Genomic DNA, 13,931 nt, shown 5'->3' with positions numbered 1-13,931 from the left:
GGTCCGCCTCGACCTCCTCGACCTCGTCGATCGTCTCGGTCTCGAAGACCTCGGGCTCGATCTCGTCCTCGTAATCCTCCTCGATCCGCGCCGGCGCCGGCAGCGCCGCCGCCGATTGGGCCGCGATCGCGCGGGCCTGATCGAGGGTGTGGACCTGCTCGTTCTTCTCGATGACGAACGGGTGCTGGCCCATCACGTTCGGATCGGCCTTCACGGTGATCAGCAGGCGATAGCGCTGCTCGAGCTCGCTCAGGTGAGCGCGCTTGTGGTTGAGCATGTAGAGCGCCGTGTCGGTGCCGGTGCGGATGGTCAGGTTGTGCGTGGCGCCGCGCATCAGCCCTTCCTCGAGCATGCGCAGGCACTGCAGGGCGACCGACGAGACCGAGCGCACATGGCCGGAGCCGCCGCAATGCGGGCACTTCTCGGTCGAGCTCTCGAACACGCTGGTGCGGATGCGCTGGCGCGACATCTCCATCAGGCCGAAATGCGAGATGCGGCCGACCTGGATGCGGGCCCGGTCGTTCTTCAGGCACTCCTTCAGCTTGCGTTCGACGGCGCGGTTGTTCCGCTTCTCGTCCATGTCGATGAAGTCGATGACGATCAGGCCGGCGAGGTCGCGCAGGCGGAGCTGGCGGGCGACCTCCTCGCAGGCCTCGAGATTGGTCTTGAGCGCCGTGTCCTCGATGTGGTGCTCGCGCGTCGCGCGGCCGGAGTTCACGTCGATGGCGACCAGCGCCTCGGTCTGGTTCAGCACGATGTAGCCGCCGGAGCGGAGCTGCACGGTCGGCGAGAACATCGCGTCGAGCTGGGTCTCGACGCCGTAGCGGGTCAGCAGCGGCTGCGGCTCGCCGTAGAGCTTCACGTTCTTCGCATGGCTCGGCATGAGCATGCGCATGAAGTCCTTGGCCTCGCGATAGGCGTCCTCGCCGGCCACGATGATCTCGTCGATCTCCTTGTTGTAGAGATCGCGGATCGCCCGCTTCACCACCGAGCCTTCCTCGTAGACCAGCGTGGCGGCGGTCGACTTGAGGGTCAGGTCGCGGACCTGCTCCCACACCCGCAGCAGATACTCGAAGTCGCGCTTCACCTCGGTCTTGGTGCGTGCCGCGCCGGCGGTGCGCAGGATCACGCCCATCCCCTCCGGAACCTCGAGGTCCTGGGCGATCTCCTTGAGGCGCTTGCGGTCGACCGTGTTGGTGATCTTGCGGCTGATGCCGCCGCCGCGGGCCGTGTTGGGCATCAGCACCGAGTAGCGGCCGGCGAGCGACAGATAGGTGGTCAGCGCCGCGCCCTTGGTGCCGCGCTCTTCCTTGACGACCTGCACCAGCATGACCTGCCGGCGCTTGATCACCTCCTGGATCTTGTACTGGCGACGATGGCGCGGCGCACGGTCGGGAAGCTCCTCGAGCGCGTCGGCACCGCCGACCGACTCGACCACCTCCTCTTCCTCCTCGGCGTCGTCCTCGTCCTCGTCGTCGTCCTCGTCGTCGTCCTCCTCGTCCTCGTCCTCGTCGTCGTCCTCGTCGTCGACGTCGTGGCCGTTGCCGGGAGTGGCGCCCTCGGGCGGCAGGATCTCGCCTTCGACCGGCGTGGCCGCTTCGGCGGTGGCTTCGGTCGGGGCGACGGCCTCGCCCGCCTCTGCCGGAGACGCCGCCGGCTCGGCGACGCGTGCCGGCTCGGACGAGCTCTCGACCAGCGGGAAGGCTTCGGTCGCCGGCGACGCGGGAACGTCCTCGACCGGGGCGGACCCGGCCGGGACGGACTCGGCTTGGATGAAATCGGGCTGGCCGGCCTCCGCGACGGCGCCTTCGGCCGGCGCGACGTCGCTCTCGGACTGGGCGAAGGCGAGCTCGGTCTGGGCCTCGCCCTGCGCCGTGTCGGCGGGCGCGCCGCCTTCGGCGACGGCGCTCTCCGCGGTGTTCTCGGCGGCGTGGTCGGACCGGTGCTCGCTCGGATCGACCGGCTCGCTGGCCATGCGGTCGTCGCGGTGCGGTGGGCGCTCGGCCGCGATCTGGCGCTGCCCCGAGCGGGCGGCGGCGCGGCGGTCGGCCTCGGCCTCGGCGGCGCGGTGGGCGCGCTCTTCCTCGTCGATCAGCACCTGCCGATCGGCGACGGGGATTTGATAGTAGTCGGGGTGGATTTCGCTGAAGGCCAGGAAGCCGTGGCGATTGCCGCCGTAATCGACGAAGGCGGCCTGGAGCGAGGGTTCGACCCGCGTCACCTTGGCCAAGTAGATGTTGCCTCTGAGCTGTCGGCGGCTCGCCGACTCGAAATCGAATTCCTCTACACGGTTTCCGCGGAGCACGACGACCCGGGTCTCTTCCGGGTGGGTCGCGTCGATGAGCATCTTATTCGCCATGTTTGTGTCTCTGTGCGGCGCGGCCGCGCGCGATCCGGTGTTCCGGCGGAACCGGAATGGCGCGACGGACGATGCAGGCCGAAGGGGGGGTGGAACCAAACGGAACGAAGCACGAGTCGCTGATCGCGGGGCGAGAACGGGAGCGCCAGCGCTCTTCCGCAGCGCCCGGCGGTGTGCTCCTCGTTCAGTGTCCCGGACATCGGCTCCGAATCCTGGGGTGCGGTGGCCACGCGCGGTGGCCTCGACGGGTCAAGGGCTGGGGATCTTTCGCGTGAACGTCCTGTCGGATCGCAAACGCATCAAATCGTCCTTAGAAGGAGGCGACGGCTCGCTGCCGACCGCTTCCGCGATCCGCCGCGCGCGGCGGCGGCGAAAACGGGGGACGGACCTTCGAGTGTCCCGGACGCCGGAACACGGCACTCCCGGACCCTCTGAATCCACCAGCATCTCTTATTAAGGCGCGTCATGGCCTATTGGCAAGCCGCATGCGTTTCACGTACGGGGGAGCACGCGTCCGGAATCGCTGGCCTGTCAGCCATTTGCCTCGTCAGCAGGCACATGGTCGCGACGACCGGGGCCGGGCCGCCGCGAGAAAGCCCACGTTAAGCGTCAGAGTTTATTCGGGAAGCGCCACGGGGAGGGGGGACGACGGTGGGACGGGGTCTGGCCCTCGGGCTGATCGTTGCCGTCGTAATCGGCGGGTTGCACGGCTCCGTTGCACCGGCGGACGCGCAAACGCGTCCGGGCTCCGCCGGTCCGATCGCCCCGGCCCAGAGCTTCCCGACGGCCACCGACGCCCGCCTGGCGGGCGATGCCGGGCAGACCCGATTCGTCGTCGACCTGACCCAGTCGATCGAGGTGCGGGCGTTCACGCTGGCCGATCCGTACCGGGTCATCGTCGACATGCCGCAGGTCACGTTCCAGCTCCCGCCCAAGGCCGGCGAGCACGCCCGCGGCCTGGTGAAGGCCTTCCGCTACGGCTTGGTGATGCCGGGCGGCTCGCGCATCGTCATCGACACCACCGGCCCGGTGCGGGTCGAGCGCGCCTTCGTGCTCGATCCGGCGGACGGGCTGCCGGCCCGCCTGGTGCTCGACCTCGCGGCCGTCGACCGCGCCACCTTCCTGCGGGCCGCCGCCATCGACAATCGGCTGCCGCGCGAATCGCAGCACCGGGCCGAGCGGGACACTCCGCCGAACGGCGATCCGCGCCCCATCATCGTCGTCGACCCGGGCCACGGCGGCATCGACAACGGCACCCGGGCGCCGACCGGCGAGGAGGAGAAGACCCTGGTGCTCGCCTTCGGCCTGATGCTGCGCGACAAGCTCGAGCAGACCGGCAAGTACCGGGTGGTGATGACCCGCAGCGACGACCGCTTCATCCCGCTGGCCGACCGGGTGCGGCTGGCGCGCCAGCGCGAGGCGCAGCTCTTCATCTCGATCCACTGCGACGCGCTGGCGCGGCGCGACGGCGGCGCCGAGGGGGCGACCGTCTACACCCTGTCCGAGCACGCCTCCGACACCGAGGCGGCCCGCCTCGCCGATGCCGAGAACAAGGCCGACGTCATCTCCGGCGTCGACCTCTCGGCCGAGCCCGACGACATCGCCGACATCCTGATCGACCTCGCCCAGCGCGAGACCAAGAACTACTCGGCCCAGTTCGCCCGCACCCTGGTCGGCGAGCTCAAGTCGACGGCCAAGCTGCACAAGCATCCGCTGAAAGCGGCCGGCTTCCGGGTGCTGACCGCCCCCGACGTGCCGTCCGTGCTGGTCGAGCTCGGCTACGTGTCCAACAAGAGCGACATGAAGCAGCTCACCTCGGACGCCTGGCGGAGCAAGGCGACCGAGTCGATCGTCCAGGCCGTCAACGCCTTCTTCCACCCCCGCCTCGCCGGCCAGGGCGCCAACCCCGGCGAGACCGCAGCCGCTCCCGCCGCCCCCCCGGCCGGGCCGAATTGAAGGGGGATCGTCGGTCGTCGTCGACACGATCGAGCCGCTCCGGTTGCGGGGTCGCAGCCGGTCGGGCCACGGGACGACGCGTGCGATTCGGCCGCGGGCCGGCCTGCGCGACCCTGGCCTAAGCCTCAGTTTGACCATAAAACCGGGCGACCTACGGGGCGGCGCGTCGGCACGACGGGTGGATTCCGCCCGGGCAGAAGGCCGGCCCGGCCGGGCGCCGTTGCGGGGATGGGGCGATGCGATTGATGCTGCGGTTCTTCGGCTTCCTGTTCACGATCGGGACCATCCTGTTCCTGGTCGGGATCGCGGCGGCCGCGGCGATGATCTGGCACTTCTCCAAGGATCTGCCGGACTACACCCAGCTGCAGGAATACGAGCCGCCGGTGATGACCCGCGTGCACGCCGTCGACGGCGCGCTCTTGGCCGAATACGCCCGCGAGCGAAGACTCTATCTGCCCATCCAGGCGATCCCCAAGCGGGTGATCAACGCCTTCCTGGCGGCCGAGGACAAGAACTTCTACGAGCACGGCGGCCTCGACTTCACCGGCATCGCCCGCGCCGGCGTGCTGTTCGTCCAGAACATGGGCTCCAACCGCCGGCCGCAGGGCGCCTCGACCATCACCCAGCAGGTCGCCAAGAACTTCCTGCTCACCAACGAGGTGTCGTTCGACCGCAAGATCAAGGAGGCGCTGCTCGCCCTCAAGATCGAGCGGACCTACTCGAAGGACCGCATCCTCGAGCTCTATCTCAACGAGATCTATCTGGGCTTCTCGGCCTACGGCGTCGCGGCCGCCTCGCTGCTCTACTTCGACAAGTCGGTCAACGACCTGACGATCGCCGAGGCGGCCTATCTGGCGGCCCTGCCGAAGGCGCCGTCGCAGCTCCACCCGTTCCGCCAGCGCGAGCGGGCGACCGAGCGGCGCAACTACGTGATCGACCGGCTGCGCGAGAACGAGTGGATCACGCCCGCCGAGGCCGAGGCCGCCCGCAAGGAGCCGCTCAACGTCACGCCGCGGCCGACCGGCGCCCACATCTTCGCCGGCGAGTATTTCGCCGAGGAGGTGCGTCGCGAGATCAACGAGAAGTTCGGCGAGAAGCGCCTCTACGAGGGCGGCTTGTCGATCCGCACCACGCTCGATCCGAAGCTGCAGGTGATGGCCCGCAAGGCGTTCACGGACGGGCTGGTGCGCTACGAGGAGACCCAGGGCTGGCGCGGCCCGGTGACCAAGATCGACGTCTCGGGCGACTGGGGCGTGCGGCTCGCCGACGTGCGCGCCCTCAACGACGTCGCGCCGTGGCGGCTCGCCGTCGTGCTGGAGACTTCGGACCAGGCCGCGCGGGTCGGCCTGCAGCCGGGCCGCGAGCCGGGCGGGGCGGTGTCGCGCGACCGGGCGGTCGGCATCGTGCCGCTCGACGGCCTGAAATGGGCCCGGCCGCTCAACGGCCCGAACAAGGGCAAGGCGGTCGCCAAGGCGTCGCAGGTGCTGGAGCCCGGCGACGTCGTCTATGTCGAGCCGCTCGGCGCCGGCAAGGAGGGCCAGTTCCGGCTGCGGCAGATCCCGGAGATTTCCGGCGCCATGGTGGTGATGGATCCGGTGACCGGCCGCGTGCTCGCCCTGGTCGGTGGCTTCTCGTTCGACCAGAGCCAGTTCGACCGGGCCACCCAGGCGATGCGCCAGCCGGGCTCGTCGATCAAGCCGCTGGTCTATGCGGCGGCGCTCGATAACGGCTACACGCCGTCGACCATCGTGGTCGACGCCCCGATCGAGATCGATCAGGGCCCCGGCATCGGCGTGTGGCGGCCGGAGAACTACTCCACCGGCAAGTATTACGGCCCGCAGACCCTGCGGTTCGGCATCGAGCACTCGCGCAACGTCATGACGGTGCGGCTCGCCCAGGACGTCGGCATGCCGTTGATCGCCGACTACGCCAAGCGGTTCGGCATCTACGACCACATGCCGCCCTATCTGTCCTACGCGCTCGGCGCCGGCGAGACGACCGTGATGCGGATGACCACGGCCTATTCGATGATCGCCAATGGCGGGCGCCGCATCACCCCGACCCTGATCGACCGCATCCAGGACCGCACCGGCAAGACCATCTACAAGCACGACCAGCGCGAGTGCCGCGGCTGCGACGCCGAAGGCTGGCAGAACCAGCCCGAGCCCGGCCTGATCGACCGCCGGGAGCAGGTGCTCGACCCGATGACGGCCTACCAGATCACCTCGATCATGGAAGGCGTGGTCCAGCGCGGCACCGGCAACGTCGTCGCCTCGCTCGGCAAGCCGGTGGCCGGCAAGACCGGCACCACCAACGACGAGAAGGACGTGTGGTTCGTCGGCTTCACGCCGGAGATCGCGGTCGGCGTCTATCTCGGCTACGACAAGCCGCGCCATATCGGCCGTGGCGCCTCGGGCGGCCACATGGCGGCGCCGATCGTGCGCGACTTCCTCAAGACCGCCCTGGCCGACAAGGCGCCGGTGCCGTTCCGCGTGCCGCCCGGCATCAAGCTGATCCGCATCGATGCCCAGTCCGGCACCCGGGCCGGCCCCGGCACCAGCAAGGCGATCCTGGAGGCCTACAAGCCCGGCACGGCGCCGGCCGAGTCGACCGCCTATGCCGGCACGCTCGGCCCCGACGGCCAACCGCTCGGGGTGACGCCCGAGGTCGACCGCGCCGTGCGCACCGGCACGGGCGGGCTGTACTGAGCCCAGGCCCGGTTCGTCCGGGAGAGCGACGACACCCCGAGTGTCGGTCGTCGCCGCCTGCAGACGGTCCGCGGCTCGGTCTCGACCGACATCTGCCGCTCGAAACGCAAAAAGCCCCCGCCGGATGGCGGGGGCTTTTGACTCGCGGGGGTGGAGCGGGCCGTACGGGGGCGACGACCCGGTCCCGAGATCAGATCTGCAGGAACGGGTACCGGCTCGCGGCCTCGCGGCGCATGCGGTTGGTGTCGTCGATGATGTCCAGCACGGTGTCGAAGGCACGCGCCAGGGCGTGGCGGGCAGGACTGACCGAGCCGGGCTCGGAAGCGGAATTGCGGACCATGATTCAGTTCCTTCGGGGTCTTAAGTGATGATCGGCGGTTCAGCGCCGTTGGATGTAATATCGGACCGCAACGGCGTTTCGAAAAGAGGCTCTTTCGCACATGCACAAGTGACAGGAATTCACGAATTAAGAGAATATTGCCTCAAAGGCACTCGTGATCGCGCGTCTCGCGGGAGTTGCCCAGGGGGCATCTGCGACCCCGCGCGCGCACCCCGGGGGGATCGCCACCCGCTTGCCATCGCCGACGCCGTCAGTCGGGCCGACGCAAAAAGCCCCGGCGTACCGGGGCTTTCTCCGCGTCGCATCCTGAACACGAGACCGAAGCCTCTAGCTCTCGATGAACGGATAGCGGCGCTGCGCGTCCGCTCGCATTTCCTGGGCCTCGCGCAGAACGCTGAGGACCGAACCGAACCCCGAGATGGCGCGGCCGAGCAGCGTGGCCTTGGGCGCATAGGGGGTGGCGGTTCCGGGGGTCGAAGCGCGAATCATTGTTTCAGCTCTCCTGGTCGTCGTTGAAGTCGTGAGCCCCGATTCGGCGTTTCCATCGTCTCGTTGGCGCAACCACACCATCATATTGCGGCGCACCCAGGGCAAGGAATTGAATAAGATTTTATTGATTAAAATTTGGTTGCAGTGCGAAATCCGGCGTCGGTTCGGGGCTCTGAGAAGAAATGAACAAAAATTCTCCGCGTCTGTGATCCTGCCGCCGCGCGAACGCCCGAAAAGCCGCCCCGGCGAACGCCTCCTGGGGCGGTATCGCGCGATGGGGAACCACCGCAGGGCGCCGTCCCGGATGCGTGGTCCCTTGCCCATCGTCGGGCTTGCGCCGTGGGAACCCGACGGGCACCGTTGTGCCGTGCACGGCGCGCCGGCATCGAGGAGCACTCCATGGGGTTCGTCTGGGCACGGCTGATCGTTCTTCTGGCCGGCTGGTGCGCGGCCCTGGCGACCGCGCTGGCGGCCTCCGCGCTCCTGGCGACGCCGCGCCTCTCGGTGTTCCTGGTGAGCGGCGGCCTGTGGACGGCGGCAATGCTGCTCGACTGAGTTATCGACCGATTTGGCGGCGAGGATAGTCCGCCCGAGGCCTCCCACATCCGTCGACAACGCCGGCGGTCCGGCTCCCTCCGGGGCGCGCGAACGCGGTTGCGCCGGCGCGCCCGGGCCGCTACATGCGGCATACGTTCTCGAACGGTCGCTCCCCAGGGCAGCCCACGGGCTGCACGCGGTGCGCCCCGCGGGCCGCGAGCGGCCCGGAAGGTGAAGACATGCGCGCTGAAACCCAATCGGTCGTCGAAGAGATCAAGCAGTCGGTCGGGCTGCTGAGGAGGCATCTTTGACTTCGACAAGGCCCGCGCACGCCTGGCGGAGCTGAACAAGCTCGCCGAGGACCCCGATCTCTGGAACGACCCGCAGAAGGCCCAGCGCCTGATGCAGGAGCGCACCAGCCTGGAGGACAGCCTCGAGGCGATCGGCCGCATCGAGCAGGATGTCTCCGACCAGATCATGCTGATCGAGCTCGGCGAGGCCGAGAACGACCAGGCCGTGATCGCCGAGGCCGAATCGGCCCTCAAGGGGCTGAAGGCCGAGGTCGAGCGGCGCCAGCTCGAGGCGCTGCTGTCGGGCGAGGCCGATTCCAACGACACCTATCTCGAGGTCCATGCCGGGGCCGGCGGAACCGAGAGCCAGGACTGGGCCAACATGCTCCTGCGCATGTACACGCGCTGGGCCGAGCAGCACGGCTTCAAGATCGAGTATCTCGAGGAGACCGAGGGCGAGGAGGCCGGCATCAAGTCGGTCACCCTGCAGATCAAGGGCCACAACGCCTATGGCTGGCTGAAGACCGAGCGCGGCGTGCACCGGCTGGTGCGCATCTCGCCGTTCGATTCGAACGCCCGCCGGCACACCAGCTTCGCCAGCGTCGACGTCTATCCGGTGGTCGACGACCGCATCGTCATCGACATCAAGGAAGCCGACGTGCGGGTCGACACCATGCGATCGCAGGGCGCCGGCGGCCAGCACGTCAACAAGACCGAGTCGGCCGTGCGCCTCACCCACATCCCGACCGGCGTCGCGGTGATGTGCCAGGCCGAGCGATCACAGCACAAGAACCGGGCCACTGCCTGGAACATGCTGCGCGCCCGCCTGTACGAGATCGAGCTGAAGAAGCGCGAGGCGGCCGCCACGGCCGAGTTCGAAGCCAAGACCGACATCGGCTGGGGCCACCAGATCCGGTCCTACGTCCTGCAGCCCTACCAGATGGTCAAGGATCTGCGGACCGGCGTGCAGACCTCCGACACCGGCGGCGTGCTCGACGGCGACCTCGACCGCTTCATGGAAGCGACTCTGGCCCAGCGGGCCTTCGGCGGCGGGCCCGACGAGATCGAGGACGTGGAGTAGCCCGACTACACGGCGGGGGCGAGTTGCGGCGCAGGCCGCCACTCGTCTATACATGAACATTGCGGAAACCTGCGCCGAGTCGCTCGAGTCGGGCGCGGCAGACGTCCGTGATCGGAACGTTGTGCATAGCGGCCCTGCAGCGTGCCGCGCCTGGACTTCGTCGGCCTTTCGTTAAAGATTCGTAAACCATCGCTGTCGGCACCCGACCCCGGTAATCCAGTACCGCAGGCGGAACGGAAGCGCTGATCGTAACGCGTATCCTGCACCCGGGCGTCCGGGCAGATGCGGGTCGCGGCTCCGGCACGAGCCGCGACCATGGACCATGGACCGTCCCTACCAGGAGGGTGGATGTCCAGCGCCAGAGTCAGTTCCTCCGCCCTCGCGGACACCGAGACGCTGCTGAACCTGCTGCAGCGCAAGAGCTCCGTCCGCCCCGACGTGCAGCGGCCGCCCGATTCGAGCGAGTCGGGCCACGGCTTCGTTCCCGCCTCCGGGGCGCTGGCCGATCAGAACGCCTATGGGAGCGTCGGCAAGTACTCGATCAGCAGCGAGACGATGGCGTTCCTGCTCACCGTCCAGCAGACCGCCGGCGAGGCGACCGGCCGGGTCGCGGGCGGGGCGGCGGCGTCGCGGGCCGCGGCCTCCGGACAGGCCGGTGCGGCCTCCGCGGCCGGGCAGGACAGCGAGGAGGCCCGGGTCGAGCAGCTGTTCCGCGCCATCGATACCGACGGCGACGGACGGGTCGGCCGCTCCGAGTTCGTCTCCTTCATCGAGGAGCGGGGCGGATCGACGAGCTTCGCCGTACGGATGTTCGAGAAGATCGACGCGGCCGACACCGGCTTCGTGACGCGGGACCGTATGGCCGCCGCAGTGCGGCAGTCGCTGTCCTCGGTCGCCGCCGAGACGCCGGCGACGGAGCCGGTGTCCGCAGCCGCAGCCGACCGTCCCGGGGGGACGCAAGCCCCGGAGGGAGTCGAGCCGATCGGTCCGGCGCGGGGCGGCTCCGGCTTCACCCTGTCCGCCTGAGCGAGCCGTCCGCCTGCGGCCGGTCCCGCCTCGCCGGGCTCCCGGCCGGTCTCGCGCCGCCGGCCGACCATCCTGTCCGGTTCTCCGCAAGCGACCTGCCGGAACGCCGCGGCTCGTCCGTATAAGCTTCCGTACAAGCGAAAGCGGGCAGCGCATTGCGGTCCGGGCACGGCGCATGATGTGCCGCCCGGTCGTGGCGTCGCGCGCGTCAGGAGGACGGGGATGTCCACTTCCGGCGTGAGCTCGACCGACACGTCGAGTCTCTGGTCACTGTTGAAAATGATGCAGGCGAGCAGCTCGTCGGGGAGCTCGTCTTCCACCTCGTCGTCGAGCAGCACATCGTCGTCCAGCGCGGCGTCCTTCTTCGACACGTCGAGCAGCTCGAGCAGCAGCACGAGCGACTCCGACGACACGTCGTCGTCCTCCTCCTCGGGCGGCAGCCGGCTCGGCAGCGAGGTGATGATGCTGCTGATGATGATGCAGCAGATGTCCGGAGCCGGCGCCAGCAGCAGCGGCTCGTCGTCCGGCGATTCGTCCAGCGTGTCGGGGGTCGGCGGTTCGACCTCGTCGAGCAGCACGGCGGCGACCTCGACCGACAACCCGCTGCAGCAGATGTTCGACACCATCGACAGCGACGACGACGGCAGCGTCACCGCGTCGGAGTTCACCAGCTACGTGGAGTCGCTCGGCGGATCCGAAAGCCTCGGGCAGAGCATGTTCTCGGCCCTCGACTCGAGCGGCACCGGGTCGCTGACCGAGGATCAGTTCGTCGACGCGGTCGGCGCGCCGCCACCGCCGCCGCCGCCTTCCGGCGGGGCTTCCGCATCGGGTGACGCGGCGTCCGACATCGTCTCGGCGCTGGACACCGACGGCGACGGGACGATCTCGCAGAGCGAGCTCGAGGATTTCGCCGGCACCAGCGGTGGCAGCACCGCGGAAGCCGACTCCGTCTTCGCCAGCCTGGACTCCGACAGCAGCGGCTCGGTCAGCACGGCCGAGCTGTCGCGCAGCCTGAAGGCCATGTTCGACGACATCTCGTCCTCGATGTTCTCGGGCTCCAACCAGCAGCGCAGCGTCTCGATGGTGGCGTGAGCGCCGGCCGGCGCCGCGGCGTGACATGATCGATCCCCGCTCTCCCGTGCGCCGGGAGGGCGGGGATTTTTTCGTGTCGGCGTCTCGTCCGAAGCGGCCCCGGTCCCGGCGGCAAGGCAGCCGGCACGCCGGGCGCCTTGTGCCGAGCTGGCGTCCCGGCGAAAGTGCGCGCCGATTCCGATCCCCACGGCGCGAGGTGCCATGCTCTACGGTTTTGCGGTCCTGCTGGTCTGCCAGCTCCTGGGGGAGGCGTTCGTGAGAGCGCTCGTGCTCCCGATTCCTGGCCCGGTGGTCGGCATGGTGCTGCTCACGGCCCTGATGCTGGTCCGCGTGCCTCTGCCCTCGGAGCTGGGCGACGTCGCCGGCGGCCTCCTCAAGCATCTGTCGCTGCTGTTCGTGCCGGCCGGCGTCGGCATCATCCAGCATCTCGGCCGGGTGGGGCAGGAGGGCGGCCGCATCCTGCTGGTTCTGGTGCTGTCGACCGCCGTGACGCTCGCCGTCACGGCGGTGGTGTTCGCCGCGACCGCCCGGCTGATGGGCGTCGAGGCGGAGCGGGGCGATCCCGAGACGGAGCCGGTGGAGGGCGAGCCGTGAGCCTCGTCGATCTCTGGGTCTATCTCTCCGGCGGGCCGCTGCTGTGGCTCACCACGACGCTGATCGCCTATGTGGCGGCCGACGCGATCTTCGTTGCCGTCGGCCGCCGGCCACTCGCCAATCCGGTGCTGATCGCGATCCTGATGGTCTCGGCCGTGCTGGTCGTCACCGGCACGCCGTTCCCGGCCTATTTCGCCGGCGCGCAGTTCGTCCACTTCCTGCTCGGCCCGGCCACCGTGGCGCTCGCCGTCCCGCTGGTGCGCTATCTCCCCCAGGTCCGCCGCCTGCTGGTCCCGATGGTGACCGCGCTGGTCGTCGGCTCCGTCACGGCGATCGTCTCCGCCGTCGTGCTGGCCCGCACCCTCGGCCTCGATGCGTCGACGGCGCGGGCGCTGGCGCCCAAGAGCGCGACGACGCCGATCGCGATGGGCACGGCCGAGGCGATCGGGGCGGATCCGGCGCTCACCGCCGTGCTGGTGATCCTGACCGGCATCGTCGGCGCCATCATCGTGACGCCGCTGATGAACGCAATCGGCCTGAAGAACTACGCGGCGCGCGGCTTCGCGGCGGGCCTCGCCTCGCACGGAATCGGCACGGCGCGCGCGTTCCAGGTCGATCCGCTCGCCGGCACCTTCGCGGGCATCGCCCTCGGCCTCAACGGCCTGCTCACCGCCGTACTGGTGCCGATCCTGCTGCCGTTCCTCGTGAAGTGAGGGCGAGGGCGCGTCTCTCGCCTGACCAGGGTCGCCGAACACGTCTTTTTAATCGAGTCTGTCCCATGGTGCGCCCGTCGGGTGCGAGCCGCCGCTTGTTCGCGGCCTGTAGGCCGCTCGGCAGTTCCTGGGACGCTGCGGGCACGGGGAGTCCGATGTGCCATCCGGGATGATCGATACGGCCGCCGTGGCGAAGCCGCGGCACGACCTGCTGGTCGCCGGGGTCGCGGTGGTCGCCGTGGCGATCGGGGCGGCGTCGATCGCCCGTGTCGTGCTCGCGACCTGCGGCTTTCCGCTGGACGACGCCTGGATTCATCAGGTGGTCGGCCGCAACGCGGCGCTCACCGGCGTCCCCGGCTTCACGCCCGGCGTTCGCTCGTCCGGGTCGACGAGCGCGCTGTGGCCCTGGGTGATCGCGGTCAAGTACCGGCTGCTGCCCGCGGTCGATCCCGTGCACTTCATGCTGGCCGTCAATCTCGCCGGCTACGTCGCCGTGATCGGGCTCCTGCTGGTGGCCGCGAGGCGCGACCGGCTGCCGACCGCCGACGCGATCGCGCTCGTCGCGCTGCCGGCCGTCACCGGGAACCTGGTCTGGCTGGTGTCCAGCGGCATGGAGCACATGGCGTTCATCGCCGCGAGCTTTCTCGCCGCTGTCGCCTGGACGTCGCCCGCCGCCGGCGGCAAGTTCGAGCACACGGCTGCGGCGCTGGCGCGGCTCGCCGATCTCCCGCTGCCGACGATCGAGC

At 69.5% G+C, this 13,931-nt stretch carries 12 protein-coding genes; 9 read left to right on the top strand and 3 right to left on the bottom strand.

The features are described from left to right. Positions 1-2,359: Rne/Rng family ribonuclease (locus CH341_RS19355; RefSeq protein ID WP_111420628.1), on the bottom strand; the 2,359-nt coding region annotated here is incomplete at its 3' end. A gap of 702 nt (positions 2,360-3,061) precedes the next feature. On the opposite strand from CH341_RS19355, the gene CH341_RS19350 reads away from it, so the two are divergent. Further along, positions 3,062-4,315, top strand: a complete 1,254-nt coding sequence (locus tag CH341_RS19350; RefSeq protein ID WP_425376195.1) for an N-acetylmuramoyl-L-alanine amidase — start codon at positions 3,062-3,064, stop codon at positions 4,313-4,315. 236 nt (positions 4,316-4,551) lie between these two features. Then, on the top strand, positions 4,552-7,023 hold the full coding sequence (locus CH341_RS19345) for a penicillin-binding protein 1A (protein WP_111420626.1): 2,472 nt from the start codon (positions 4,552-4,554) through the stop codon (positions 7,021-7,023). Positions 7,024-7,213: 190 nt separating this feature from the next. Here CH341_RS19345 and CH341_RS34325 read toward each other — a convergent pair whose 3' ends face one another. Both CH341_RS34325 and CH341_RS34320 read right to left on the bottom strand, forming a co-directional pair. Next, the gene (locus CH341_RS34325) at positions 7,214-7,363 is read right to left on the bottom strand and encodes a hypothetical protein (protein WP_170149717.1); all 150 of its coding nucleotides are present in this window, start codon (positions 7,361-7,363) and stop codon (positions 7,214-7,216) included. 327 nt (positions 7,364-7,690) lie between these two features. Then, positions 7,691-7,852 carry a hypothetical protein gene (locus tag CH341_RS34320; protein WP_170149716.1) on the bottom strand — a complete coding sequence of 54 codons (162 nt, stop codon included), beginning with the start codon at positions 7,850-7,852 and terminating at the stop codon, positions 7,691-7,693. Positions 7,853-8,251: 399 nt separating this feature from the next. Between CH341_RS34320 and CH341_RS34315 the strand changes: the two genes are divergently transcribed. The 7 genes from CH341_RS34315 to CH341_RS19315 form a co-directional block, all read left to right on the top strand. After that, entirely contained in the window at positions 8,252-8,407 is a 156-nt protein-coding gene (locus CH341_RS34315) for a hypothetical protein (protein WP_170149715.1), read from the top strand. A gap of 221 nt (positions 8,408-8,628) precedes the next feature. Next, a protein-coding gene (gene prfB / locus CH341_RS19340; protein WP_111420625.1) for a peptide chain release factor 2 occupies positions 8,629-9,760 on the top strand; the annotation gives its coding sequence in 2 pieces (ribosomal slippage) (positions 8,629-8,697 and positions 8,699-9,760; 1,131 coding nt in all). A gap of 348 nt (positions 9,761-10,108) precedes the next feature. Continuing rightward, positions 10,109-10,786: an EF-hand domain-containing protein gene (locus CH341_RS19335; protein ID WP_170149714.1), complete on the top strand. Its 678-nt coding sequence runs from the start codon at positions 10,109-10,111 to the stop codon at positions 10,784-10,786. 222 nt (positions 10,787-11,008) lie between these two features. Continuing rightward, positions 11,009-11,878 carry an EF-hand domain-containing protein gene (locus tag CH341_RS19330; RefSeq protein ID WP_146604544.1) on the top strand — a complete coding sequence of 290 codons (870 nt, stop codon included), beginning with the start codon at positions 11,009-11,011 and terminating at the stop codon, positions 11,876-11,878. Positions 11,879-12,079: 201 nt separating this feature from the next. Beyond that, the gene (locus tag CH341_RS19325) at positions 12,080-12,472 is read left to right on the top strand and encodes a CidA/LrgA family protein (protein WP_111420622.1); all 393 of its coding nucleotides are present in this window, start codon (positions 12,080-12,082) and stop codon (positions 12,470-12,472) included. After that, a complete protein-coding gene (locus CH341_RS19320) occupies positions 12,469-13,185 on the top strand; it encodes an LrgB family protein (RefSeq protein WP_111420621.1) in 717 nt (238 codons plus the stop codon). Before CH341_RS19325 ends, CH341_RS19320 begins: the two co-directional genes overlap by 4 nt. A gap of 169 nt (positions 13,186-13,354) precedes the next feature. Next, positions 13,355-13,931 (top strand): hypothetical protein (locus CH341_RS19315; protein WP_210208454.1); only part of this gene is annotated, 577 nt, incomplete at its 3' end.

Source organism: Rhodoplanes roseus (assembly GCF_003258865.1).
Lineage (GTDB): Bacteria > Pseudomonadota > Alphaproteobacteria > Rhizobiales > Xanthobacteraceae > Rhodoplanes > Rhodoplanes roseus.
The sequence above is the reverse complement of the archived record's forward strand: the minus strand, read 5'-3'. Positions and strand labels throughout refer to the sequence as shown.

Coding starts and splice junctions, on each gene's coding strand:
- CH341_RS19330 (WP_146604544.1), top strand. CDS start 11,009: ATGTCCACTTCCGGCGTGAGCTCGACCGACACGTCGAGTCTCTGGTCA.
- CH341_RS19335 (WP_170149714.1), top strand. CDS start 10,109: ATGTCCAGCGCCAGAGTCAGTTCCTCCGCCCTCGCGGACACCGAGACG.
- CH341_RS34320 (WP_170149716.1), bottom strand. CDS start 7,852: ATGATTCGCGCTTCGACCCCCGGAACCGCCACCCCCTATGCGCCCAAG.
- CH341_RS19325 (WP_111420622.1), top strand. CDS start 12,080: ATGCTCTACGGTTTTGCGGTCCTGCTGGTCTGCCAGCTCCTGGGGGAG.
- CH341_RS34315 (WP_170149715.1), top strand. CDS start 8,252: ATGGGGTTCGTCTGGGCACGGCTGATCGTTCTTCTGGCCGGCTGGTGC.
- CH341_RS34325 (WP_170149717.1), bottom strand. CDS start 7,363: ATGGTCCGCAATTCCGCTTCCGAGCCCGGCTCGGTCAGTCCTGCCCGC.
- CH341_RS19345 (WP_111420626.1), top strand. CDS start 4,552: ATGCGATTGATGCTGCGGTTCTTCGGCTTCCTGTTCACGATCGGGACC.